At 57.6% G+C, this 25178-nt stretch carries 23 protein-coding genes and 1 tRNA gene; 7 read left to right on the forward strand and 17 right to left on the reverse strand.

Features of this window, described 5'->3' with window-relative positions:
- Window positions 1-2 precede the first annotated feature (2 nt).
- Window positions 3-791: a lysophospholipid acyltransferase family protein gene (locus CLR77_RS11930; protein WP_198962748.1), complete on the reverse strand. Its 789-nt coding sequence runs from the start codon at window positions 789-791 to the stop codon at window positions 3-5.
- Window positions 792-959: 168 nt separating this feature from the next.
- Between CLR77_RS11930 and fabB the strand changes: the two genes are divergently transcribed.
- The 3 genes from fabB (at window position 960) to fnr (ending at window position 4018) form a co-directional block, all read left to right on the forward strand.
- Complete coding sequence (gene fabB / locus CLR77_RS11935) at window positions 960-2174, forward strand: beta-ketoacyl-ACP synthase I (RefSeq protein ID WP_097460864.1); 1215 nt, start codon at window positions 960-962, stop codon at window positions 2172-2174.
- A gap of 106 nt (window positions 2175-2280) precedes the next feature.
- Entirely contained in the window at window positions 2281-3129 is an 849-nt protein-coding gene (locus CLR77_RS11940) for a hypothetical protein (protein WP_097460865.1), read from the forward strand.
- A gap of 136 nt (window positions 3130-3265) precedes the next feature.
- Window positions 3266-4018 carry a fumarate/nitrate reduction transcriptional regulator Fnr gene (gene fnr / locus CLR77_RS11945; protein ID WP_097460866.1) on the forward strand — a complete coding sequence of 251 codons (753 nt, stop codon included), beginning with the start codon at window positions 3266-3268 and terminating at the stop codon, window positions 4016-4018.
- A gap of 24 nt (window positions 4019-4042) precedes the next feature.
- Here the strand turns inward: fnr and CLR77_RS11950 are convergent, their stop codons facing one another.
- Window positions 4043-4918 (reverse strand): SDR family oxidoreductase, encoded by an 876-nt coding sequence (locus tag CLR77_RS11950; protein WP_097460867.1) that lies wholly within the window; start codon window positions 4916-4918, stop codon window positions 4043-4045.
- Window positions 4919-5262: 344 nt separating this feature from the next.
- Between CLR77_RS11950 and CLR77_RS11955 the strand changes: the two genes are divergently transcribed.
- Complete coding sequence (locus CLR77_RS11955) at window positions 5263-5619, forward strand: hypothetical protein (protein WP_097460868.1); 357 nt, start codon at window positions 5263-5265, stop codon at window positions 5617-5619.
- Window positions 5620-5656: 37 nt separating this feature from the next.
- Here the strand turns inward: CLR77_RS11955 and alr are convergent, their stop codons facing one another.
- The 8 genes from alr to rnr form a co-directional block, all read right to left on the reverse strand.
- Entirely contained in the window at window positions 5657-6745 is a 1089-nt protein-coding gene (alr, locus tag CLR77_RS11960; protein ID WP_097460869.1) for an alanine racemase, read from the reverse strand.
- Window positions 6745-8124 (reverse strand): replicative DNA helicase, encoded by a 1380-nt coding sequence (gene dnaB / locus CLR77_RS11965; RefSeq protein ID WP_097460870.1) that lies wholly within the window; start codon window positions 8122-8124, stop codon window positions 6745-6747. Before dnaB ends, alr begins: the two co-directional genes overlap by 1 nt.
- Before the next feature lie 102 nt (window positions 8125-8226).
- Complete coding sequence (rplI, locus tag CLR77_RS11970) at window positions 8227-8673, reverse strand: 50S ribosomal protein L9 (RefSeq protein WP_097460871.1); 447 nt, start codon at window positions 8671-8673, stop codon at window positions 8227-8229.
- Window positions 8674-8708: 35 nt separating this feature from the next.
- Entirely contained in the window at window positions 8709-9563 is an 855-nt protein-coding gene (locus tag CLR77_RS11975) for a hypothetical protein (protein WP_097460872.1), read from the reverse strand.
- Between the two features lie 22 nt (window positions 9564-9585).
- Complete coding sequence (rpsR, locus tag CLR77_RS11980; protein ID WP_097460873.1) at window positions 9586-9816, reverse strand: 30S ribosomal protein S18; 231 nt, start codon at window positions 9814-9816, stop codon at window positions 9586-9588.
- Between the two features lie 30 nt (window positions 9817-9846).
- Entirely contained in the window at window positions 9847-10251 is a 405-nt protein-coding gene (gene rpsF, locus CLR77_RS11985; RefSeq protein WP_097460874.1) for a 30S ribosomal protein S6, read from the reverse strand.
- Between the two features lie 145 nt (window positions 10252-10396).
- Window positions 10397-11140, reverse strand: coding sequence for a 23S rRNA (guanosine(2251)-2'-O)-methyltransferase RlmB (gene rlmB / locus CLR77_RS11990; protein ID WP_097460875.1), 744 nt, complete (start codon window positions 11138-11140; stop codon window positions 10397-10399).
- Between the two features lie 55 nt (window positions 11141-11195).
- Complete coding sequence (gene rnr, locus CLR77_RS11995) at window positions 11196-13673, reverse strand: ribonuclease R (protein WP_097460876.1); 2478 nt, start codon at window positions 13671-13673, stop codon at window positions 11196-11198.
- 295 nt (window positions 13674-13968) lie between these two features.
- On the opposite strand from rnr, the gene CLR77_RS12000 reads away from it, so the two are divergent.
- Window positions 13969-14055: transfer RNA gene (locus CLR77_RS12000), tRNA-Leu, on the forward strand.
- A gap of 405 nt (window positions 14056-14460) precedes the next feature.
- Here the strand turns inward: CLR77_RS12000 and CLR77_RS12005 are convergent.
- Window positions 14461-16332 carry a hypothetical protein gene (locus CLR77_RS12005; RefSeq protein ID WP_143269411.1) on the reverse strand — a complete coding sequence of 624 codons (1872 nt, stop codon included), beginning with the start codon at window positions 16330-16332 and terminating at the stop codon, window positions 14461-14463.
- A 177-nt stretch (window positions 16333-16509) separates the two neighbouring features.
- Complete coding sequence (locus CLR77_RS12010) at window positions 16510-17649, reverse strand: acyl-CoA dehydrogenase family protein (RefSeq protein WP_097460878.1); 1140 nt, start codon at window positions 17647-17649, stop codon at window positions 16510-16512.
- Window positions 17650-18052: 403 nt separating this feature from the next.
- On the opposite strand from CLR77_RS12010, the gene CLR77_RS12015 reads away from it, so the two are divergent.
- Window positions 18053-18556 (forward strand): HugZ family pyridoxamine 5'-phosphate oxidase, encoded by a 504-nt coding sequence (locus CLR77_RS12015; RefSeq protein ID WP_097460879.1) that lies wholly within the window; start codon window positions 18053-18055, stop codon window positions 18554-18556.
- A gap of 10 nt (window positions 18557-18566) precedes the next feature.
- Here the strand turns inward: CLR77_RS12015 and CLR77_RS12020 are convergent, their stop codons facing one another.
- The 3 genes from CLR77_RS12020 to mpl are packed head-to-tail and all read right to left on the reverse strand — an operon-like array spanning window position 18567 to window position 21365.
- Window positions 18567-19334 carry an ATP-binding protein gene (locus CLR77_RS12020; protein ID WP_097460880.1) on the reverse strand — a complete coding sequence of 256 codons (768 nt, stop codon included), beginning with the start codon at window positions 19332-19334 and terminating at the stop codon, window positions 18567-18569.
- 31 nt (window positions 19335-19365) lie between these two features.
- The gene (locus tag CLR77_RS12025; protein ID WP_097460881.1) at window positions 19366-19998 is read right to left on the reverse strand and encodes a flavin prenyltransferase UbiX; all 633 of its coding nucleotides are present in this window, start codon (window positions 19996-19998) and stop codon (window positions 19366-19368) included.
- Window positions 19995-21365, reverse strand: coding sequence for a UDP-N-acetylmuramate:L-alanyl-gamma-D-glutamyl-meso-diaminopimelate ligase (gene mpl, locus CLR77_RS12030; RefSeq protein WP_097460882.1), 1371 nt, complete (start codon window positions 21363-21365; stop codon window positions 19995-19997). Before mpl ends, CLR77_RS12025 begins: the two co-directional genes overlap by 4 nt.
- Window positions 21366-21558: 193 nt before the next feature.
- Here mpl and CLR77_RS12035 point away from each other — a divergent pair, with 193 nt between their 5' ends.
- Complete coding sequence (locus tag CLR77_RS12035) at window positions 21559-22821, forward strand: 6-phosphofructokinase (RefSeq protein ID WP_097460883.1); 1263 nt, start codon at window positions 21559-21561, stop codon at window positions 22819-22821.
- Between the two features lie 66 nt (window positions 22822-22887).
- Here CLR77_RS12035 and CLR77_RS12040 read toward each other — a convergent pair whose 3' ends face one another.
- Together CLR77_RS12040 and lipB are read right to left on the reverse strand one after the other, a co-directional pair.
- Window positions 22888-24297, reverse strand: a complete 1410-nt coding sequence (locus CLR77_RS12040; protein WP_097460884.1) for an ABC1 kinase family protein — start codon at window positions 24295-24297, stop codon at window positions 22888-22890.
- 193 nt (window positions 24298-24490) lie between these two features.
- Window positions 24491-25153 (reverse strand): lipoyl(octanoyl) transferase LipB, encoded by a 663-nt coding sequence (gene lipB, locus CLR77_RS12045; RefSeq protein ID WP_097461017.1) that lies wholly within the window; start codon window positions 25151-25153, stop codon window positions 24491-24493.
- Between the last annotated feature and the right edge of the window lie 25 nt (window positions 25154-25178).

The raw sequence follows: 25178 nt of genomic DNA on the forward strand, positions 1-25178 counted from the left end.
CGTCAAACCTGAGACCCAGCCCCAAGGCGCCGCTTAGCGGCGTCCGGGCCGGTCGCCGCTGTCGACGGGACCTGCACCAAATCGACCATCTGCTGGCGAATCCACAATTCGACACGCTCATGCAGTGCATCGACCGTGGTATCAGCACTCGACATAGGGGCGCCGACGACCACTACGATTTCACCCGGTGCCTTGCTGACCTGACCCGCGGGCCAGCAAATACCGGAGTTATGCGCCACCGGCACAATGGGCACACCAGTTCGCACCGCCAGCATCGCTGCCCCCTTGTTGAAGCGCCGGACCTGACCGGGGAGCACCCGCGTTCCCTCGGGGAAAATGGTAATCCAGAATCCTTCATTGAGACGAGCCTCACCCTGCTGTAACAACTGTTTGAGGGCCCGAGTGGGCTTGCCGCGATCAATAGCGATCGGTTTGAGTAGACGCAGGACCCAACCAAAAAAGGGAATCAGCAGAAGCTCACGCTTGAGCACGGCGGCCTGAGGAGAGAAGAGGAGCGCGAACAAGTAGGTTTCCCAGGCGCTCTGATGATTACTGACGATGATACAGGGCCCCTCGGGCATCGCATGGAGGCCTTCCACCCGATAACGGATACCGCAAACCCATCGAGACCAACAGATGACAAACCGGTTGAACCCGGCAGCAACCCGAATACGATGGCGCAGCGGCAACCAGGGAATAACAATGAGCAAACTCAAGCCGAACACCACTACCGCCAGTGCATAGCCAATGTAGAACACCGTTGAGCGCAGCAGACACAGCCCTGTCTTCATCACGTTTCCCCCGTATAAACCTGATCATAAAGCCGCCGGGCACCCCACTCAATTTTCTGTCGATAAAAGGCCCGACAGGCGGCCTGGAGAAAGCGTAGACCTTGGTCAAATTCCGTTTCGGTCACGGGGTCCCTACAATGAAAGACGCACAAGGCATGGAGAAATGTTATGCGACGAGTCGTTGTGACCGGGATGGGCATTGTGTCCTGTCTGGGCAACTCTACCGACGATGTTCTGGAAAGCCTGCAAACGGGCCGTTCCGGCATCACCGCCAACCCGACTTACCGGGAAAAAGGCTTTCGCAGCCAGATTTCGGGCTCTCTGACCGTCGACGACAGCGAGATAGACCGCAAACTGCGTCGTTTTATGGGCAATTCCGCACTGTATGCCTATCTTTCCATGCAGCAGGCAATTGCCGACGCAAAGCTCGACGAGAGCATGGTTCGTAACGACCGCACCGGGATCATTGCCGGTTCGGGTGGCGCTTCCTGCGCCAATCAGGTCGAAGCGACCGATATCCTGCGTGAACGTGGCGTCAAGCGCATTGGTCCTTACATGGTGCCGCGCATCATGGCCAGCACCGTCTCCGCCAACCTGGCAAATGCATTCGGCATCCGCGGCTTCAACTATTCTATCTCCTCGGCCTGCGCGACCAGCGCTCACTGCATCGGCCACGCGATGGAACACATCCAGAGCGGTCGCCAGGACATCGTTTTCGCCGGCGGCGGCGAGGAAGAACACTGGTCTCTGACCATGATGTTCGACGCCATGGGCGCCCTATCAACCAAATACAACGATGCCCCGGCGACCGCATCCCGCCCTTACGATCAGGGTCGGGATGGATTTGTTATCGCCGGGGGCGGTGGCATGCTGGTACTCGAGGAGCTGGAGCACGCCCGTCGCCGCGGCGCGCCCATCTATGCTGAGCTGGTCGGCTACGGCGCCACCTCAGACGGCTACGACATGGTGGCCCCCTCCGGTGAAGGCGCCGCGCGTTGTATGCGCATGTCCTTGTCCACAGTGGACACCCCGATCGACTATATCAATACGCACGGCACCAGCACGCCGGTCGGCGATGTTGCTGAAATCAAGGCCGTCCGGGAAGTCTTCGGCGACAACATCCCCGCGATCTCCTCAACCAAAGCGCTGTCCGGGCATTCACTCGGCGCGGCGGGTGTACATGAGGCAATCTATTCGCTGCTGATGCTGAATAACGACTTCATCGCCGGCACCGCCAACCTGACATCACCAGACGCCGCCATCGAGGGCCTCCCGGTCGTGAGCGAAACCCGCAAAGAAGCCCGGCTAAAGACGGTCATGTCCAACAGTTTTGGCTTCGGCGGCACCAACGCCACGCTGGTGTTCCGGCGCCTGCAGGACTAACCCTCGGCTTTCATTGACACAGATCAACCTGTCCCGACACCGGGATCGCTACACTGCCAAAATACAGTCAGTCGTAGTGAGCCCGGTAGCGGCTAAGGTGTGGTAGGTGCAATCAACAGCCGAATATGACGGCCTCAAGAAATGGACATCCAGTCCAGGTCCTCTCGATAGCCTCGAATTGTGGCAAAGCCTGCTGCGCGAGGCACCGAGCCTGATTATGCAGCGGGAGCGGATACCTGCTGAAGTCTCCTTCAAGTCGGCATTATCTTCCCTGACAGACGAACCTATCGCGCTGGCGCTTGAGTTCCCCTTCAGCCGGTTACCGGCCTGCTATCACCCCGCACAACCCATGGCCCAGCAGGCCGTGCGAAACTACTTGGATAGCCTGTTCGCCGAGATGAAACTCGTCTGCGACTGCCTGAAACAGCCCCTGACGCTCTCCCATCTATTCTGGCTCGGTGATCCGGTCGCGTGGCTGAGTAAAGCCGAACTGACTGAGGTCATGTACCGCACAAGCCGCTGCTTTAAAATAAATGGCGCAAACCTGTCGTATGCAGTCGTCGATATGGAGAAACCTCTCGTCGAGGAGGGGTTGTATGCGCTGTTGCGGGGGCTTGGGTTTACACACCTGCTTCTGGATACAAAGGAATGGCAGCTTGCGGCGAACGCCCCTGAATCGCAGATGCTGCAACAATACTGGTCTCACCTGGGCTTGCAGCCCATAACCACCGAGCAGTTCCAATTACAGGGTTTACCGGCACCAGCGGCTAACGATTCCGTAGAGAACGGGCATGCTGGCAACAACATACCCGATAGGATGCTGGGACTGGGCGCTGGTGCATGGAGCCTGCTAGGCCGGCATATGGCACACAATGCATCCCAGTTGGACCTTTATTATCAACGTATTGCGGAAGATCGCCTGCCGGTATCAGAGACAGGTGTTTGGAAAAAATAACAATCATGATAGGGTGAAAGTCAGACCCATCAGCATAATTCCGTACGATGAATGGACAGAAATTCATTGGCGGGTAATAAACAAAGGATTACATTGCACTCATTATGGAGAGCGCATTTCTTTCGGAGCAACGGCTATGGGCGAGCGAATATCCATTTCACCAGCGGCAACGTTACTGAATCCTTCATGCAATCGTTGTAGCCTCAGTAACCTTTGTCTGCCATTGGCAGTGAATCAGCAGGACATGGAGCGTCTGGAGGATGTCGTCCAGCAGGGTCGGACTGTCGATAAGGGCAGCCACATCTTCAAGCAGCATGAGCCGTTCAAGTCCTGCTATGCCGTCCGTAGTGGTGCTATCAAGACCTATATGGTGAGCGAGGAAGGCGACGAGCAAATCACCGGTTTCTACCTTCCTGGCGAAATCATTGGGCTCGACAGCATGAATGCCGAGACCTACTCCTGTTGCGCCAAGGCACTGGACCGCACCAGTGTCTGCGAAATCCCCTTTGATAAGCTCGAAGACCTGGCGACACGCCTGCCCTCTCTGCAGCATCACTTTTTTCAACTGATGAGCAAGGAAATCCAGGAAAGCCATCAGTTATCGATGCTGCTGAGCAAGAATACCGCTGAAGAACGCATCGCATCGCTGCTACTGTCATTGTCCAGTCGCTTCAAGCGCCGGAAACTGTCGCCGACACGCTTCCGTTTGCCGATGGCGCGCAACGATATCGGCAACTATCTGGGGTTGGCAGTAGAGACCGTCAGCAGGGTGATTACCCGCTTCCAGAAACTGGGGCTGATCGATGTTCAGGGGCGGGATATCTCGCTGAAGAACTTCGAAGGTCTGCAGGAAATCATCAAGCCCATCTCCCGCTGCAGCAACGAATAGACCGCCAAGCGCCACTGGCCGGAATCAGCTTCCGGCCGGTGCCGTTTTCGCAGACCTCGCAGCTGACACCAAACGGACTTCCTCCGGTAACTCACGACGCCAAGGCACTTGTTTTATGCCAAAGGTGTTGCGAATCTTGATACAGCCCAACGCGGTATTCGCTGGCTCCAGCCGGGTCCAGTCCGCTTCGGCATCAACCACATTCACTTTGCAGCGATCTCCAACCTGCGCGACGATCGCCTGCCCCAACTCATACAGCGACACCTCTTCCGCCCCGGCATACTGATAAGTACCCCAGACCTCAGCACCGCATTCCAACTGAAGCACTACTGCCGCCAAAACCCTCGCCAGATCCCTGAGCGCAACCGGTTGGCCACGACAACGCCCTGGCATCGACAGCGTTCCCCCGGCATCGCACAGAGCCAGCACCCGATGCACCAGCGCCTCCAGCATCCATCCCGTCCGCAAAATGATGTGCCGTGGCAGCAGCGCCCTCAGCGCCTGCTCACACTCCCACTGCCAGCAACCGAGCTGGCCAAAGGGGTGTCCCGGATTCGAGGAAATATAGGCACTCTGTTTTCGACCATCAAAAATATAGCTACTGGAAAGTTGAACCAGCGCCGCCTGATGGTCCGAGCAGTAATCGGCGAGTCCCAGCGGTAAGGTGAAAACCATGTGGCGCGCCATCTCCGGATCAGCTTCCGCTGCGACCGGGTCCGGCGCTCCCAGAACATTCAGCACCAGATCGGCGCCCGGCGGCAAACAGGCTCGCAGGTCTTCGACGCTCAAAGATTCGGGGCGACTGATCAACAACGGCGTCACCTGCAAAGACCGCTCGCGCAGCCGCTCCAGCAACACCCTGCCCAGTAACCCACTGTCGTGTAGCACCACTACATTCACAAGCACTGTCCCATTTTCAGACAACGACCCGACACCAGTTAGCCCGCCTTTACTGACACCATCCGACGGCGCACACTCAACAGGAGAAAATCACGGGTTCCGCCGGTCAACCTCCTGTTTTAGCGAAACAATCCCTCCATATGAAATTGTAACTCGGATTGCGTCATTTGGACGAGAATACCCATCGCCAACGGCCTTGCTGACGCGATCAGCCAACACACCGAGCCAATGCTACAGGCTCATGTAGCAAGGCACACTGCACACCTAACACGCGCACGCACGAAGGTGCCCACGCAGGCTAGAGTCATAGAGCTGTTACGTTATCTGCAGGTATAGAGGTTTGCATGGTCAAGCAAAAGAGTCATATCGCCGCGCCGATTTCAGAGGATCTCATTTCGCGGGCGACGGCACTGCGTCAACGTATCGAGAGCGAAGGCCCCTCTCGGGAGCGCATTGACGAGCTGTATCATCTCATCATGGACATGACGGAATCCGGCCTCGACTTCTTCTTCCTTGAACCTCTACGACGCCTCGGCGCCGGCACTATGATGATGGGGATGGCCAGTGTCGGCATCAGCAGCACGCTGAAAGGCACCCGCATGGTGATACATCGTGTGCTGAAGAAAATGGATGATCACCATGTCGTGACTGTTCTCGACTTCATCGACGAAGTCGTTTTCCCGCCCGACCAGCGCGCATAGGACAGGACTTAGGCCACGGTTCAGGGTCGACCGTCGATCAGGAACCCGCCGCCAGATAGCGGCGAGGAACACGGGAAGTTAGCCCCGCGAGCAACTCATAGCTGATCGTTCCCGCCAAACGCGCCACCTCATCCACGCTAACATGCCTTCCCCAAAGCTCAACCATATCGCCAGGTTGAGCACTGGGCACGTCGGTCAGCTCCACGGCGATCATGTCCATCGATACTCGCCCAATCAAAGGGACTCGGCGACCACGTACCCAGACCGGGGTACCGGCGGGAGCATGTCGCGGATAGCCGTCACCGTAACCAATGGCAACAATCCCCATACGACAACGCTCGGAGGCCTGCCAGGCAGCGCCATAACCGACCTTGTCACCCTTATCCAGCTCACGGACCGCAATCAGTTGTGACTGCAGCGTCATTACCGGCTGCAACCCCAGATCCTGGCCGGTCTTGCCCAGCAAGGGCGTTCCGCCATAGAGCATGATACCGGGCCGTGTCCAATGGAACGCTGCATCGCCATCGCGGTAGTGCGCCGCAGAATTGGCAACACTGATTTCGAGATCCGGGAATTCATTCTGCAAGTCAGCCATAAGGCCAATCTGGTGCGCATTCATCGGGTGACCGGGATCGTCAGCACAGGCCAGGTGCGTGACCAGACCTCGCAACCGGATGTTGGGCCGGCGCCGCACTCGTTCGACAATCCCCGCAATATCGCCCGACGAAAAACCCAGACGATTCATTCCCGTGTTGACCTTGATCCAAAGGACCTGGGCCCCACCGGCAGATACAAAAAGATCCTCCAGTTGCCCGGGTTCATGCACCACCACTTCAAACCCGGCTTCGGCACATCTTGGCCAGTCAGTCTTGTCATGCACACCCTGCAGGAGCACGACAGGGTGCGTTAATCCGGCTTCACGGAGACGCTCGGCTTCTTCCAGGCATGCCACAGCATAACGGGATGTCAAATCAGCCAAGGCCCCGGCAACGGCTTCCAATCCATGACCATAGCCATCGGCCTTGACCACCGCCATGGTGTCCGCCGGCGAGGCGAGAGCTGCAGCCCGTCGAAAATTGAAACGCAACGCATCCAGATCGATAACCGCAACCGTGGCTCTGGGCATTAGAATTCACCCTCATAGTCACCATGAGCCAAGTCCTCGAACTTGGTGTAACGCCCCATAAAGGCCAGGCGCACGGTACCGATAGGCCCATTACGCTGCTTGCCGATAATAATTTCGGCAACGCCTTTGTCCGGACTATCCTCGTTGTACACTTCGTCACGATAGATGAACATGATGACGTCGGCATCCTGCTCGATAGCCCCGGATTCCCGCAAATCGGAATTCACCGGCCGCTTGTTGGGACGTTGTTCGAGGCTCCGATTCAACTGCGACAACGCCACAACCGGACAGTTCAGCTCCTTCGCCAACCCTTTCAGAGAGCGGGAGATTTCCGAAATCTCGGCGGTACGCCCTTCAGTATTGCCGGGTACCCGCATCAACTGCAGGTAGTCGACCATGATCAGGCCGATCTCCCCTTTACAGTCACGCGCCACACGGCGTGCACGGGAACGCATATCGGTCGGACTGAGTCCGGCCGTGTCATCGACGAAAAGGGGCTTGTCCTTAAGCAGGCTGACGGCAGATGTCAGGCGCGGCCAATCCTCTTCTTCCAGCTTACCGCTACGAACCCTGGTCTGGTCGATACGACCTATGGAAGACAGCATACGCATAACAATGGAGTCAGCAGGCATCTCCATGCTGAACACCAGAACCGGTTTGGAGGTTCTCAGCAGCGCGTTCTCCACCAGGTTCATGGCGAAGGTGGTTTTACCCATCGAAGGGCGGCCGGCCACGATGACCAGGTCCGAAGGCTGCATCCCGGAGGTCATGTTGTCCAGGTCCTTGAACCCGGTCGTAATCCCGGTGATCGAACCATCCGATTCGAAGAGTTCCTCAATACGGGACAGGGCCTTGGTCAGAATCGGGTTGATGGACTGCGGTCCGGTCCCCTGACGACTGCGCGACTCTGCAATCTGGAAAACGCGCCGCTCAGCGTCATCAAGTAGCTCGGCACTGCTGCGCCCCTGAGGACTGAAAGCCGCATCGGCAATTCCGCCAGACACTTCAATCAGTTTTCGTAACACCGAACGCTCGCGAACGATGTCAGCGTAGGCACGAATGTTCGATACACCTGGCGTCTTGTCGACAAGCTCACCAAGGTAAGCAATGCCACCGGCTTCAGCCAGCTTGTCAGAGCGCTCCAGCAACTCCGCCAGGGTGACGACATCCAGCGCTTCCCCTTCCCCGGCGAGGCGCTCGATAAATTCGAAAATAATGCGGTGTTCGTGGCGGTAGAAGTCTTCTGCCACGACAGCATCGGAAATCAGATCCCATTTACCACTGTCGAGCAGCAAGGCACCGAGAACGCCCTGCTCAGCCTCGACAGAATGCGGCGGGACCTTGATCCGTCCGGTATCCTGTTCAGCGAGATTTGTCATGTGCCCAGATCGATTGCCTGAATAAAAGAAGGCCCGGCAGTGCTAACGCACCCCGGGCCGTCATGATACCGCAAAAATCGTCAGGGCAAGAGTCGCTACCGATTACTCGGCGACAACTGTCACCTTGATATCGACCGTTACGTCAGAATGCAGCTGCAACGTGATATCAAATTCGCCAGTGTTGCGAATCGGACCTTCCGGCATACGAACTTCGCTCTTGCCAACTTCGATACCAGTCGCCGTTACCGCATCCGCGATATCGCGAACGCCAATAGAACCGAACAGCTTGCCTTCATCACCAGCCTTGGCCGTGATCGTCAGCGCCAGTTCTTTCAGCTTCTCGGCACGTGCCTCTGCGCCAGCAAAGGCTTCAGCGGCAGCCTTTTCCAGTTCGGCGCGACGCGCTTCGAAAGCCTCGATGTTAGCCTTGGTCGCGGGAACCGCTTTACCGTAAGGTACCAGGAAGTTACGACCAAAGCCGTTCTTAACCCGCACCTTGTCACCCAAAGCACCCAGATTTGCAATTTTCTCGAGCAGAATAACTTCCATCTCGTCAACCTCTTCAAACGTTGTACTGGCCTCGTTCAGGCGGGCTTCACCCGAGACCTGATATCCAGCCAACTATCGATAACCGCCAAAACCACCAACAGCAGCAGTAAACTTGGACCCAGCAGCACCAGCGCGACATAAAACAGAACCAGCCACTGCACCCCCAGCTTCTTGCGCGACACCAGTCCATGCACCAGGGCGATACCGGCAAGGAGCAGAGGAATACTCAGCACCATCACCACCAGAACCGAGTTCATTCCCAGTGCGGGCAGGGCAAACATCGCCACTAAAATCCCGACGGCAACCGGCCCCTTCAAACGGAAACCGTGAAACTCGCTCCGGAAACCTCCCGGGTTATACAACTGGGCCTGCCAGATGCGGGCCAGAGCCAATGAAGCAATGGCAATGACGAGATAAGAAGCACCCATGCTGGCCGCCAGCATGCTTCTCACCGTCGGCTGCAGCTGGTCACCCAACTGCTTTGCCACTTCCGGCTCAAGGTGCTGATAGAAACGGGCTCCCGCTTCCACCAAACTGGTCATCAATCCCGGCATCAACGCCGGAATCACCAGACCACTGATCATGCCGAGCACAACACCTACCAGCAGCGTCTTCTCCCAGGACACACTCAGACGTAGAACCGTCGCCATAATCATGGCATCGATAATCACGACCAGTGTCGAGGGCCCGTCACCCAGCCAAAGCCAGCCAAGTGCCGGTAACAACGCCCAGAGGCCCGCACTCAGACCCTGCGTGAGCCCGACGCGCAACAGCACCAAGCTCACTGCGGCAGCGCTCACCCATGACATCAGGGGCAAGCTGGCCGCCACTACAGCAACTCCCGCCGCCTGGATTGGGCCGCGCATGATGAACCGCGCGAGCGCACGCATTGGCTGAGAGTCCCGTTACCGCTTATTCGTGATGGTTATCCGTATAAGGCAACAGCGCCAGGAAACGTGCACGCTTGATCGCAGCAGACAGCTGACGCTGGTAGCGTGCCTTGGTCCCAGTAATACGGCTGGGGACGATTTTACCGGTTTCCGTGATGTAGCCTTTCAGAGTGTCCAGATCCTTGTAATCGATCTCCTTGACACCCTCTGCAGTGAAACGGCAGAACTTACGACGTCTAAAAAAACGAGCCATGATTTAACTCCTCAACTTCCGAATCTGAATTTACTCTTCTTCGTCCTGCGCACCACGACGACGATCGTCGTCACGACGGCCACGCTCTTCGGAAGAGGGGCGACGATCTTCGCGACCTTCGGATGCCTTCATCGGGGACGGTGCCGTGTCAGCACCCGGACGACGGATAACCATGTCGCGGATGATGGCGTCATTGAAGCGGAAGTTGTGAGTCAGCTCGTCCAGAACGGGCTGGGAACATTCAACGTTCATCAGCACGTAATGGGCTTTGTGAATCTTGTTGATCGGGTAAGCCAGGTGACGACGGCCCCAATCTTCCAGGCGGTGAACCTGACCACCGGTCTCGCTGATGGTCTTGGTGTAACGCTCGACCATCGCAGGAACCTGCTCGCTCTGGTCCGGATGGACCATTAGTACGATTTCGTAGTGACGCATGATTTCTCCCTACGGATTAACAGCTTCCAACGACTTGCCAGCCGCTGAAAGCAAGGAGTTTAAACAATAAAAAACCCTTCCCCTGAAAAAGGGAAGGCGCATTTTATGCCTGCGCGGGCGGGGATGCAAGGCGAGCTTTCGCCACTCACGCCGACGGGCGGCGCTGGCGCACTGCTTCGTAGAGACAAACACCGGTCGCAACGGAGACATTCAGGCTGTCGACGGTCCCCTGCATCGGGATCTGCGCCAGATGATCGCAATGCTCACGAGTCAGACGACGCATGCCCTTGCCTTCAGCCCCCATGACCAGCGCCAACGGCCCCTTCAGGTCAAGATCGTAAAGGGTTGCCTCAACTTCCCCGGCGGTACCGATCAACCACACGCCGGCATCCTTTAACTCACGCAGACACCTCGCCAGATTCGTCACCCGGACCAGGGGCACGGTTTCCGCCGCGCCACAGGCAACCTTCCTCGCCGCCGGATTGAGCGGAGCGGACTTATCCTTGGGCACAATCACCGCATGCACACCGGCCGCATCAGCCGTTCTCAGACAAGCACCCAGGTTATGCGGATCCGTCACGCCATCGAGAATCAACAGGAAGGGCGTCACATCGCCACGCTGCAGCCAGTCGGTCAAATCGCCCTCATGCCATTCCCTGAGCGGCTCAACCTCTGCAACCACCCCCTGATGAGCTCCCTCCACTCGCTCATCGAGGTCCCGCCGGGACACCCAGTGACAGGCGATATCGTGACGATCCAGTTCCGCCACCAACTGCTGCATTCGGGCATCGTCCCTCCCCGCCTGCAGCCAAACCTGACGAATACGCTCGGGGGACCGCCCGAGCACGGCGCTTACCGCGTGCCAACCAAATACCGTCTCAACAGACACTGACAAAAGTCCTTGCAGTCAAAAGCCACCCATAAGGCGCGGCAAACCGTGACAATTAACGTCGCTTACCGCGCGCCTTACCCGATTTCGCAGACTCATTCCCAGCAGGCGCAGCACCCCCTGTCGGAGCCTTTGAGCCCGTTTTGTTCTTACGCTTTCGAGGCTTACCGGCGCCAGCCGCCTTTGCAGGACGCTTTGCGCCCTTCCCGCCTTTATCGCCCCGCGGCGCCAGCTCAGCCAGCCGCTTTGCGGCCGAAGAGCCCGATTTCCGACCACCATCGCGATCTCGCCGCCGCTTGGGAGCTCCCAGCAACTCGAGATCGATCTTGCGATCTTCCAGGTCGACGCGCATTACACGGACAGACACCTCTTCACCCAGCCGGAAGCTGGTACCACTTCGCTCTCCGACCAGGCGATGCTTGACCTTGTCGAAGTGATAGTAATCACCCTGCAAGGAAGAGATATGCACCAAACCTTCCGTGTAAACCCCCTGCAGCTCGACAAAAAAGCCGAAAGCCGTCACTGCCGAAATAACCCCGGCATAGCTTTCGCCCACATGCTGCTGCAGAAACTCGCACTTGAGCCACGCCATAACGTCGCGAGTGGCATCGTCAGCCCGTCGCTCTGTCATCGAGCACTGCTCGCCGAGCTGCACCATTCGCGCAAAATCATAGGGATAACGGGCCAACTCCGCCGAGCGCTTCTTAGGCCGACGCACGGTTTTATCCGTATCGCCACCGGCATGAATCACCGACTTGATCGCACGGTGGACCGTCAGGTCCGGATAGCGCCGTATCGGGGAGGTGAAATGCGCATAACTGGCATATCCCAGCCCGAAATGCCCCTTTTCCTCGGGACTGTATACCGCCTGGCTCAAAGAGCGCAGCATGACCGTCTGAATCACGTGGGCGTCGGGGCGCTCCTTGATCGAGGACAGAAGCGACTGGTAATCCATCGGCTCCGGCTCGTCGCCACCCGGCAACTGCAAACCCAGCTCAGCCAGGAACTGCCGCAACCCGGCCAATTTCTCCTTGGAGGGCCCCTCATGGACACGGTAGAGAGCCGGCAACTTATGGTGCTTAAGGAAGCGTGCCGTCGCGACGTTGGCGCACAACATGCACTCCTCGATCAACTTGTGCGCATCATTGCGCTGAATCGGCACCACTTCGTCGATTTTGCGTCCTGTGGTAAAAATGATGCGGGTTTCGGTGGTTTCAAAATCGATTGCACCCCGTTCCTGCCGCGCATCCCGCAGCGTCTTATAAAGGCCGTATAGCGCCTCCAGCCGCGGCACCACTCCCGAATACTGCTCGCGCAGCTCTCGCCCGACATCCGAGTCAGGATGCTCGAGCATCTGACTGACCTTGTTATAAGTCAGTCGCGCATGGGAATGCATGACCCCTTCATAGAAGCTGTAGCCGCTAATCCGCCCCTGGCTGCTGATCGTCATATCGCAGACCATACAGAGCCGGTCGACCTCCGGGTTCAACGAACAGAGGCCATTGGACAATTTCTCGGGCAGCATCGGCACCACATGGTCCGGGAAGTAGACCGAGTTGCCCCGATTTACGGCTTCCTCGTCCAGCGGCGTGCCTGGCCGCACATAATGGGCAACATCGGCAATGGCCACAACCAACCGCCAGCCACCGCGAGGCCGCGCCTCGCAATAAACCGCATCGTCGAAGTCGCGCGCATCCTCACCGTCGATAGTCACCAGCGGCAAATCCCGTAGATCCACCCGACCGTTCTTGTCGGATTCTCCAACGACGTCCGAAATTTCAGCCGCCTGACGATCCACCGCAGGAGGCCAGATATGAGGAATGTCGTAGGAGCGGATAGCGACAGCGATCTCCATTCCCGGCGCCATATGATCGCCCAACACCTCAACCACCCGCCCGGTAGGCTTGGTACGCAAGGTAGGCTGACGCACGATCTCGACCGTCACATACTGGCCGTGCCAGGACCCGAGACAATCATCGTCGGCAACCAGGATTTCCTGGGAATGACGGGTATTCTCCGGCGCGACAAAGGCGACGCCGCCTTCGCGGAAAAGCCGCCCCACCACTTGATGGGTGTTGTGTTCGGTAACCTCAACGATCACGCCTTCACGCCGGCCGCGGTCATCCACCCCGTCAACACGCACCAACACGCGATCGCCATGAAAGACTTGACGCATCTGCCGGGCGCTCAAAAACAGGTCTTCCCCACCATCGTCGGGAATAACAAAGCCAAATCCGTCTCGATGCCCCTGCACTCGCCCTGGTATCAGGTCCGCTTCGGAAATCGGCAAATAGGCGCCACGCCGATTGCAGACCAACTGACCATCACGGCACATGGCGATCAAACGGCGCCGCAACGCTTCCCGGGCATCGTCGGCAGTGACATCCAGCTCACTGATCAACGTCTCCAGCGTTGCGGGCGCGCCCCGCTTCTTAAGGAAATCGGTCAGGAATTCACGACTATAGATAGGATTATCGTACTTCCGGGATTCGCGTTCGGCATGCGGGTCCCGGAGTTTTTTCTTGGAAACCATTCGGTTCCTGCTCCATTTTGTTCGGTGTTACTTCGGGACGCTTGCGCACGAAGCGGACAACGTGACAGGCGCAGCCCAGTATAGCCTCTGCCCCAGTACTGTGACCAACTTCACGGGCTTTCGCCTGCACCGAATGTGCCTGACAAACATAATTCAAAAAAGTATTTGACAGCTCCCAAAACTCTCATTAAAGTACGCGCCACACGCTAACGAGCTGCCTCAAAAACAGCTTCAAGGCGTAGAACAACCCCGGATATCAAGCAGTTGAGAATATCGGAGTTGTTTGCAACACCGTGCCGAGGTGGCGGAATTGGTAGACGCGCTAGCTTCAGGTGTTAGTGTCCGTACGGACGTGGAGGTTCAAGTCCTCTCCTCGGCACCATAACCGAAACCGGATAGAAATCCGCTTTCGGTTTTATTTTGTCTGGATTTTTTGTAAAGCACTCAGTTGCAGCACCCAGGATTGCCCTCCACTTTCCACACCACTCCCGCCTGCCACAAGACGCTAGCGGCACCCCAGAATAGCCCTCGGCACATAGATCCCAGCGACCGGTCGACGACAATCCAGTCAAACGAAATACCAGCGCCCCCAATAGATTCAACGGTACGCGGCACGTCTAAAAGCTGTTAAAAAGGCGGACAAGGCCATGCAAGTCAGCAGCGTGCGCTAAAAGCGCTTCTGGACCAGCACTGTAGCCAATGCGACGAACACGGATCAACACGAAACCCGAGCAAATCGAAACGTCGGGCGCCGCTATAAGGTCTGGGGAAACCACCTTCAGAGAAATCAGCCTCCAGAGACCGACTCCTCCAACACATACTTGGAAAGCAATTCGTAGTTGTAATCCACAACCATGAAATACGCAGCGGAACTGGTCAGGCTATCGACATACGGCACAGTAGCGCTACAGGCCGAGTCGCCAGTAACCTCGCTCAGAAGCGCTTCCTTGATGAGATCTGGCTGATTGGCATCCAACGGCGTCGAATAGTAGAGATAATTCCATTGCAGCCACGTCTGGGTATAAATGGAAAGATCGAAGAAGGGCGCACGCAGCAACTGGTCACGACCGTTACGCGTATCATAATCCCAACTGGGACTGGTATCGGTCTGGAATGGGGTACTATTCGGCACCACGGAGAAACTCAGCGGCACCTGACGGGTCATAAGGCGCTCCATTGTCGCGCCGTCATAGCAACTGCTTGCGGCCTGGAACTGCCAGGTTTTCGTCGAGCCATCGCTGCTATCGGTGAGCTTGTAGCCAGCAAGGGTGCCAGAGGTTCCAACGTAGCTCACAGCCAGGGAGTAGCGGTTGTCTGAGACACTATTGACCCGCCCAAGACTATCATAAGTCCATTGATAGGTATCTTGAGGCTGGTCCCCGGTATTGCCAAGTACACTCCCCGTGGCCCCATGACCGCTGTATGTGGTGTAGAACATCGCCTTGTTCTTGTCCCAGTCGAAGACCATTCTCTCGTCGATGATGCCATCATTAGCGATACTGGGGCCGGGATTGAACGCCGTGAAAAACCAGTCCCGAACCTGACTGTTCAGTTTGCCAAAGACCCCCTTAACGCTGGCCATGCGCATCAGTTCGACAAGAGACGGCTGCATATAACCATCGGATTCAACCTTGGTTGGACGCCCTGCCGTGTCGTAATACCAAGTCAAGGTTCCCGCCGGATAGTTCTTGAGGCTTCCAGAATCGCTGGCTGTTGCCTTCAGTACACTATCTGCATTGGCGACATAAAACTTTTGCTGGGTCACGACCATAGGATCACTGTAATCCAGCGACACCGCCGGCAGAGAGAGATTTTCTGGAGACACCAGTGCATAGTTGCCCCCGGCACTTGACGCCGCCTGATCGACATCCTTCAACACTGTACCGGCATAGGAAACCAGGGCTCTATTGATCACCGGCACTTCGGCGGTCGAAAAGCCTTGTGCGGAAATACCATCTGTTCCCTGGAGACTGGCGTTAACCGCCGCTGGCGTTTGCATTTGGAGGAAATAGGCAACGGCCCGTGCATATGCCGCACTTCGCGCATTATTCGCCTTGAGGTAATCTTCTTCCAGATTGACCTGCACCCCGAGAAATGACTGCACCGTACTATTCGCGCTGCCGCAACTCGTGCCGAAAACACAGTAGCTATCAATAGCATCTTCAACCGTCGTTAGCGGCGAGACAACGGTCACTCCGGGCTTGGCTGTCATCAGGTAAGCCTTGGAAACCGTCGCCCCAGTGCTCTCATCCACAGTGACCCCAGGAATCGCTAACGCCATCAGGTGATACTTGCGAGGGTCGACACTCGGCGCCACCCTGGGGTCCTGCTCCAGCCCGCTGACATCCAGCGTAAAGGCTCCGCCGCTGCCGGTCATCACGGTGGGTTCGCCGTTTGGCAGCGTAATCGTTTCGTTGCCGGAAGTGATGGTCACGGGAGAGCTGTCATAGACGCCATTCCCATTCAAATCGAGCCAGACCCTGGCATTACGCAAATAGCCATCCATAACCCGCCCGGAATACTCACCCGGCGTCGAGTTCGACACTCCATCGCTATAGGATCGGCTGTCAGTCCCGAACACCGTCGACCCACCGCTGTTGCAACCGGCAAGGATGAGACAGAGGGCAACGGAAGACAGGCGGGCAGTAAGACGGATCATGGGCAGCTCAACCCTTTCGCTGGAACAATGATCTGCCCACTCTAGACGAACCTGCTGCGACGTACCTTGATGGGAGTAGCAATTTGTTAAATTCGGACACATAACGCAAAAAAGGGACACCTAATGACAAGTGTCCCTTTCCGCAGGCGCTAAACGGCGCCGGATCGGAGCCCCTTATTAGAGAGAGCGCGCCACGATTTCCTTCATGATCTCATTGGTTCCGGCATAGATCCGCTGCACGCGGGAGTCTGCCCAGGCCCGCGCAATGGGATATTCCCACATATAACCGTAACCACCATGCAGCTGAACGCACTCGTCCATCACCTTGCACTGGAGATCCGTAGTCCACTGTTTGAGCATGGCGGCGGTCGGCACATCGAGTTTTTTCTCGAGATGCATTTCCAGGCAGCGATCGGTAAAGGTTCGGCCCGCAGTAATGTCCGCCTTCAGCTCCGCCAATTTGAAACGGGTATTCTGGAATGCCAGTATCGGCTTCCCGAAGGCTTTCCGTTCCTTGACGTACTGCAACGTCCACTCGAAAGCCGCCTCACAGGCAGCCATCGCCGTCAAACCAACCAGCAGACGCTCCTGGGGCAACTCCTGCATCAGCTGGAAAAAGCCCTGCCCTTCGCGTGGGCCCAGCAGGCTGTCCAGCGGCAGCTTGACGTCCTGGAAGAACAGTTCCGACGTATCCTGCGCTTTCATGCCCACCTTTTCGAGATTCTGGCCTTTCTCGAAACCCGGAGCAGACGCTTCGACCAGAAACAGGCTGGTTCCCTTGGCGCCCTCACCGGGATCGGTCTTGGCTACGACAATTACCAGATCAGCCAACTGGCCGTTCGTGATAAAGGTCTTGGAACCGTTCAGCACATAATGATCGCCCTGCTTGATCGCGCTGGTCTTTACACCCTGCAGATCGGAACCGGCGCCGGGTTCGGTCATCGCAATGGCACCGACCATTTCACCGGAAATCAGCTTCGGCAGATAACGGTGTTTCTGATCCTCGGTTCCATAATGCAGAATATAAGGCGCGACGATATCGGAGTGCAGTGAGAAACCGATACCGCTCAAACCCTGTCTCGAAATCTCTTCCATCACCACCGTGCTGTAGCGGAAATCGGCACCGGTGCCACCATACTCTTCCGGCATTGTCGGACACAGGAAGCCAAGCTCCCCCGCATGCCGCCAAAGCTCGCGACTGACCTGGCCTTCTTTTTCCCAGCGGGCGTGATGCGGTGCCGCTTCCTGCTCCAGGAAACGTTTCACGTTATCGCGAAAAGCGTCCAGCTCACCATCGAAGAGGGGTCTTGAAATCATGCTTGCTCCTGAATGCTGTAGGTGGGTGGACAGCATATCCCACCCCGTCTGACACAAGCCCAAAGTCTCCCCCGCCGACCGGTATAGGGCCAATGGCGAAAATCACCAAAAGCAATGACCAAATCGATTAGGTTCCCGATTGTCATGGTTGGCGCACAGGCGCCATGTAACAGATTGTATCTTGACGCCAGTGCCACTAAACTCGGGAAATGGATCGTTTGAGACAGGGGGCAGTAGACGGTCCGGAATGAGGATGTGCAGGAAGCGAAAATGATAAGAACACGCTCAATCCACACGAAGCGCTTCATTGATCTGCTGCTGCTGAGCTCCGCCGTCTGGTTGATCGGCATGAGCATCGCATCGCTGACTTAGGTCGCCTTAAGAGGCCAAGAAAGACGACAGCATGAACAAACCGGCGGACTCCGAAACCCGGGACAGGTTGCAAAAAGAGTGCGATGTCCACCTGGACGGCTGTCATACCGTACAGTTGGCCACCGTGGATGCACAGGGCGAGCCGGAAGCCAGCTACGCCCCCTGCTTACGGCGGCAGGGGTTGTTCTATATCTTTGTCAGCGAACTCGCGGCACACACCCGCAATCTGCTGACACAGCCACGAGCCTCACTGCTTTTCATCGAAGACGAAAACCGCAGCCGCAATCTCTTTGCCCGCAGGCGGCTGACATTACGCTGTACGGCCAAGGACCTGCCCAGGGATTCGGAGCACGCCAAAGACATTCTGCTCGGTTTCCGCGACGTCTTTGGCGACACTGTCGATTTGCTGACCGCTTTGCCCGACTTTCACCTGATCGAACTCCAGCCCGAGAGCGGTAGTTTCGTCAAAGGGTTCGGGCAGGCCTGGTCCGTCGATGAACGACTGCACCTGGTGGCGCCGATCAAAAGCCGCTAGCCGCCATCGACTAGCGATAGTCTCCCGAATAGGCCTTAAAGAACTGCCGCGCCGTGCGCCCGCTCCGCCCTCCGCGCCCAAGGGCGAAACGCAGCGCGTCGGCATGCAGCGTTTCCCGATCCCCGACACCGGGAAACAGGGCGTCGACCATCGACAGGTACTCGTCCTGCCTGAAGGGATAGAAAGACAGCCACAGACCAAAACGGTCAGACAGCGAAACCTGCTCCTCGATGGCCTCCCCCGGATGGATCTCATTGTCGATCATCTGCACCTGCTCGTTGTCCTTCATGGACTCTGGCATCAGGTGCCTGCGGTTGGATGTCGCATAGACCACCACGTTATCCGGGGGTAATTCGATCGAGCCTTCCAGCACGCTTTTCAGCGCCTTGTAGGTCGCCTCACCCTTTTCGAAGGACAGGTCATCGCAATAAACCACGAAACGCTGCGGCCGATCGCGAATGCTGTCGACAATTTCCGACAGGAAAATCAGGTCGTCCCGATCCACTTCGATCACGCGCAACCCCTGACCGAAATAGGCGTTCAACAGCCCCTTGATCAGGGAAGACTTACCGGTTCCCCGCGCACCCCACAGCAGCACGTTGTTCGCTGTTTGCCCGGCGATAAAACGCTCGGTATTACGTACCAGGGCTTCCTTTTGCCGCTCGATCCCCAACAGCTGGTCAAGACGGATGGGATCGATATGAGTCACGGCACGTAAAGCCTGCCGGTGCGGCCGCCATATAGCGGCCGGCGTGCGGCTCCAGTCGATATCAGTCATAAGGCTTCCATTAGCTGCATGGTTAGCGGGACTATCCCTCAGAATCCGGCTGCGGAGACTCTCCCCAGCGCGGCATCAGCGTTTGCGGGATAGTCAGGTGGTCGAGAATGCGGGCAACCACAAAATCGATCAAATCGTGTATCGAGGCCGGCTGGTGATAAAAGCCGGGACTGGCGGGCATCACTACGGCGCCCATGCGCGTAAGGCGCAACATGTTTTCGAGGTGGATCTCCGAATACGGTGTCTCGCGAGGCACCAGAATCAAAGGGCGGCGCTCTTTCAGTGCAACGTCGCCAGCGCGCTCGATCAGGTTATTACTCGCTCCCGTGGCCAACGCGGATAACGTGCCGGTGCTGCAGGGACAAATCACGAGCGGGACTGGCTCACCGGATCCAGACGCCGGCGGAGCGAACCAGTCCTCCCGCCCAAACACCTGCAACTGATCCGCTGCCACCCCAAAGCGGTCGCACAAGACATTCTGCAGCGCCCGTGTGGCACTAGGCAGTTTGTACTCGGTCTCCGTGGCAACCACCAACTGGGCCGCCTTCGAGATCATAAAATAGACACGGCAATCTGCCGCTAACAGACATTGCAGCAAACGCAGCCCATATTGCGCGCCGGAGGCCCCCGTTAAGGCCAGGGCTACGGTACGACGCGCCGTCATACCCGGGCCTCCAGCGCCTTTATAAGGCGGGGATGAATACCGCCGAACCCGCCATTGCTCATCACCACCACATGGCTGGGTGACGAGATGCCGTCGCAAGCCGCCTCGATCAATGCGTCCACCGTGTCCGCACAACGATGTTTGCCTCCGGCGGCATGGACCAGGTCAGGCAGCCAATCGAGCTTTTCCAGATTACCCCAGAGCACCGTATCCGCCAGCTCTGCCGATGCCAGCAGGCGATCGCGGTGAACGCCCTGGCGCATGGTGTTCGAACGAGGCTCGATGATGGCCAGGATGGGTTCATTTCCAACCTGGCGGCGCAAGCCTTCCAGCGTGGTCTGAATTGCCGTGGGGTGATGGGCAAAGTCGTCGTAAACCCGGATACCGTGAATATCCGCCAACAACTCCATCCGTCGTTTGACACCCGAAAAACGACAGAGCGCGGCAATAGCATGGTCCGGCGTCACGCCCACATGGCGAGCAGCAGCGATGGCGGCCAGCGCATTGCGAACATTATGGTTGCCGGTGAGCGTCCATTGCACCGCAGCCACCGGTTGCCGACGGTGCAGGACCATGAAATGGCTCCCGGCGTCATCCAGCAATTCAGCCGTCCAGTCAGCCGAATCCGACTCGCCACCGATCGCAGTTTGCTGCACCGGCGTCCAGCATCCCATGTTCAGTGCCCGATCCAGGTGCTGATCCTGCGCAGGGCGGACAATCAGTCCACCGGATGGCACCGTGCGCACCAGATGATGGAACTGTCGCTCGATAGCTTCGACGTTGTCGAAGATATCCGCGTGATCGTATTCCAGGTTGTTCAGGATCAGGGTTCGCGGCCGGTAGTGGATGAATTTGGAACGCTTATCGAAAAAGGCGCTGTCGTATTCATCCGCCTCAATCACAAAGAAATCGCTACTGCCCAGGCGCCCGGAAACCGGAAAATCCAACGGCACGCCGCCGACCAGATATCCCGGCGCCAAACCGGCCTGCTCCAGAACCCAGAGCAGCATGGAGGTCGTCGTTGTCTTGCCATGAGTTCCGGCGACACCCAGCACCCAGCGATGACGAAGTACATCGCGGGCCAGCCATTCGGGTCCGGACAGATAATCGATCCCCTGGTTGAGCACATATTCGACGGCCGGATTTCCCCGGGACAGGGCATTGCCGATCAACACCAGGTCGGGCGCAGGTTTCAAGTGGTCGGGCGAGTACCCTTCACACAGACGAATGCCTTGCGCTTCGAGCTGGGTGCTCATTGGGGGATAGACATGCTGGTCGGAACCGGTGACCTCGTACCCCATCTCGCGGGCAATGACGGCCAGGCTACCCATAAAGGTGCCACAGATTCCCAGAATATGTATGTGCATAGATTGCTGACTAGGTTGCGAATGGAAGGGCGAGCGTACGCCGCAGACTGTTCCCGGATAATAGGCAATATTACCGGTTAAACCAATGCCGTCCCGATGTTTAGCACATTCCGGTGTCGCCCTGTCATGCAATTTCCAGGGGATTCACGTATGATTCGCCGCAACTGATTAACTGGCAGGAGGCAATGTCGCCATGTCCCTCAAAAACGCATTTTATGCGCAGTCCGGCGGAGTCACCGCCGTGATCAACGCCAGCGCCTGCGGCGTTATCGAAACCGCTCGGGAACACTCGGACAAGATCGGTAAGGTCTATGCAGGACGCAACGGCATCATCGGTGCCCTGCGCGAGGAACTGATCGACACCAGCCTGGAAAGCCGCGAGAACATCGCCGCACTGCGTTACACCCCAGCAGGCGCCTTTGGCTCCTGTCGCTACAAGCTGAAAAACCTGGATGAAAACCGCCGCGAATACGAGCGCCTGATCGAAGTGTTCCGTGCACACGATATCGGTTACTTCTTCTACAACGGCGGTGGCGATTCCCAGGATACCGCTTACAAAGTCTCCCAGCTCAGCGAACGCATGGGCTACCCCATCACCTGTATCGGCGTGCCCAAAACCGTCGACAACGACCTGCCGTTCACTGATTGCTGTCCCGGCTTCGGTTCCGTTGCCAAGTATGTGGCTACCTCGACATTGGAAGCGAGTCTCGATATCCGCTCCATGTGCGAATCCTCGACCAAGGTTTTCATCATGGAAGTCATGGGCCGTCACGCCGGTTGGATAGCCGCTTCAGCGGGTCTTGCCGGGCAGGGTTTGGACGAGCCACCGCACATCATCCTGTTCCCGGAAGTCCCCTTCCATCGCGAAAAGTTCCTGGCGCGGGTGGAAGAGTGCGTCAACCGTGTCGGTTACTGCGTCATCGTCGCTTCAGAGGGCGCCCAATACGAAGATGGGCGTTTCCTGGCGGATGCCGGCTCCAAAGACGCCTTCGGTCACACCCAGCTCGGCGGAGTGGCTCCGGCACTCGCCAACATGGTGAAGCAGGCCCTGGGCTACAAATACCACTGGGCCGTGGCCGACTACCTGCAACGCGCCGCCCGTCACATCGCCTCCCGCACCGACGTCGAGCAGGCTTATGCCGTCGGCAAGGCCGCGGTTGAGTTCGCCCTGGCCGGCAAGAATGCCGTTATGCCGATCATCGTCCGCGAACAGTCTTCACCCTACCGCTGGGCGATCGGCGAAGCGCCCCTGAGCCAAGTGGCCAATCAGGAAAAGAAAATGCCGATCCACTACATCCGCGACGACGGTTTCGGTATTACGGCGGACTGCCGCGAATACCTCTCGCCCCTGATCGCCGGTGAAGACTTCCCTCCATTCGAAAATGGCCTGCCGTGTGTTGCCAAGCTCGGCAATACATTGATCGAGAAGAAACTGAAAACGACGTTTGACGTCTGACCCGCGCTCAAGGCGCCATGACCAGCCCGGTGATGGCGCCTTTCCCTTCCCTTCCCTTGCCTTACTTCAATCCTCAAGCGTCGGGCTGTCGGTCGACTTGTAGAGGAACTTTTCCAGAATGGGCTCCCCGTTGAACTCCGCGCCCAACACGGAGATAAAGGTGTAGACTCCGACCAGTTTACGGTTGAGGAACACGAATTCCCGTGGCGGAATGCGAAAATAGCGGCTGATCGCAGAACGGGTGGCCTGCCGGGCGATACGGGTCGGCAACTCACTGTGACGCCAGCGATACTGCCCCGCCTCATTAAGTGCAAAGTCCGGTTTCGGTACGTCACTCCGGGCCAAGGGTTCCAGCACGGCCATACAGACCTCACCGAACCGTTTGAGAACAGGCTCCGGCCATTCCCGACGCATGAAATGGAGCGCAATGCCGCCACGGATAACAGCGTCCAGATCCTGCTCGTATGACGCCTTGATCATATCCTTTACCGGCCGCAGGAACTGGTCGGAATAGGCCTGCACCGCACCGAAATCCAGCAGGACAATACGGTCCGGCATATCGCCTTCCGCCAAACGGATGCGATAGTTGCCGAAGTTCGGGTCCGTCTGCATTTCGCCCCAAACGAACAGTTCACGCAGGAACAGTTCCAGGGCCGCCTTCCCCAACTCCGTGCGCCGATCCACGGGCAATGACTGAACCGCCGGGGCCGTAACGCCAAAGCCGGTTTCATAGGTGGTCGCAACGATATGATCCGTGCAGTACTCGAACAGGACGCGGGGCACGACCAAACGGTCGTCATGCTCCAGCAAGAGACGAAAGCGCTCTGTGGTTTCCGCTTCCGTTCGATAATCAACTTCCCGGTGCATCATGACCCGGACTTCTTCCAGCCACTCGTCGAAATCCGGTCCGAAAGACACCAGGCGAGCCATTTTCAGCAACTGTGCAACGGCTTCCAAGTCGGAATCCACCGCATCCGCAACCCCCGGATACTGAACCTTCAGGCAGAGTTTGAGGCCATCCGACTTGCGGGTCGCCAGATGCACCTGCCCCAGCGATGCCGCGCCAATAGGTTCGGGATCGATATCCAGCTCGACCAGGCGATCGGCACCCAGCTCCTTTTCGATTTCACGGCGGATGACGTCCCATTCCATTGAGGTCGTCTGGTCTTCGAGGGTATGCAGGGCTTCTGTCACCTCAACCGGCAGGAAATGCTCCCCATAAAGCGCCATCACCTGACCGATCTTGACCACACTGCCCTTCAACTGGCCCAGCTCATCAACCAGGTATTGTGCCTGCTTCGACAACATCTCCTTATGACGCTGCTGCCGGTTCTCCTTGCTGGCGAAGAGGTTCGTCGCCATATGGGTAGCCATGCGGGTACCCGCGAAAAGACCGGCCTTGGTCAGGCTGAGCCGACGCTCGAAACTGCCGGTTTTGATACGAGACACGGTTGATCGGGGCTTTTTCGGGTCCATTCAATCGATCGGCTCTGCTAGAGGCTTACGCTCCCAGTCTGCCGGCGAAATGTTGCAGACAGCACTCGGAACCCGCATATACCGCTATTATACGGGAAGGCACCCCCGTCTTTGTAACTTCACCGACGCGGATGCTCCGGCTCCCGAGCCAAGGGCAGCTTAGGCCGGGCATCCCGGCATCGAACGACGGCCTTTAAACCGGGTCTTGCTGAAGATCTGACGGCACTGTGGCAAACATAAAGTCGGTATAACCCAGTTTTTCGACCAGGCTATCCGCCAAGCGTTCCCGCACTGACTCGATGTCCGCCTGTGGCGCCAAGTCGACGACCTGAGTCATTTCCATACCGGCATAACCACAGGGATTGATGCGCCGGAACGGCTCCATATCCATGTCGACGTTCAGCGCCAGCCCATGGAAGGAACAGCCGCGGCGAATCCTGAGTCCCAAAGACGCAATCTTGCGATCACCGACATACACGCCCGGAGCCTCTTCCCGTGGAGCAGCTTCTATTCCCCAATGCGCCAAGGTATCCACCAGCGCATCTTCGATGAGGCGAACAAGGGCACGTGGTCCCATGTGTCGGCGGGAAAGGTCGAGCATCAGATAGCCGACCAGCTGACCCGGACCGTGATAGGTCACCTGCCCGCCGCGATCGACCTTAACGACAGGAATATCGCCAGGCGCCAGCACATGCTCAGCCTTACCTGCCTGACCTTGAGTAAATACCCTTGGATGCTGTAGGAACCAGAGTTCGTCCGCCGTCGAAGCATCGCGTTGCTGGGTCAGCTGCTGCATGGCCTGCCAGGTCGGTTCGTAGTCCATCACCCCCAGGCGACGCACAATGACCCGATCCATGACGTCCGAAGCGGTTGCCGGGTTA

The organism is Mangrovitalea sediminis (assembly GCF_002514725.1).
Classification (GTDB): domain Bacteria; phylum Pseudomonadota; class Gammaproteobacteria; order Pseudomonadales; family Oleiphilaceae; genus Mangrovitalea; species Mangrovitalea sediminis.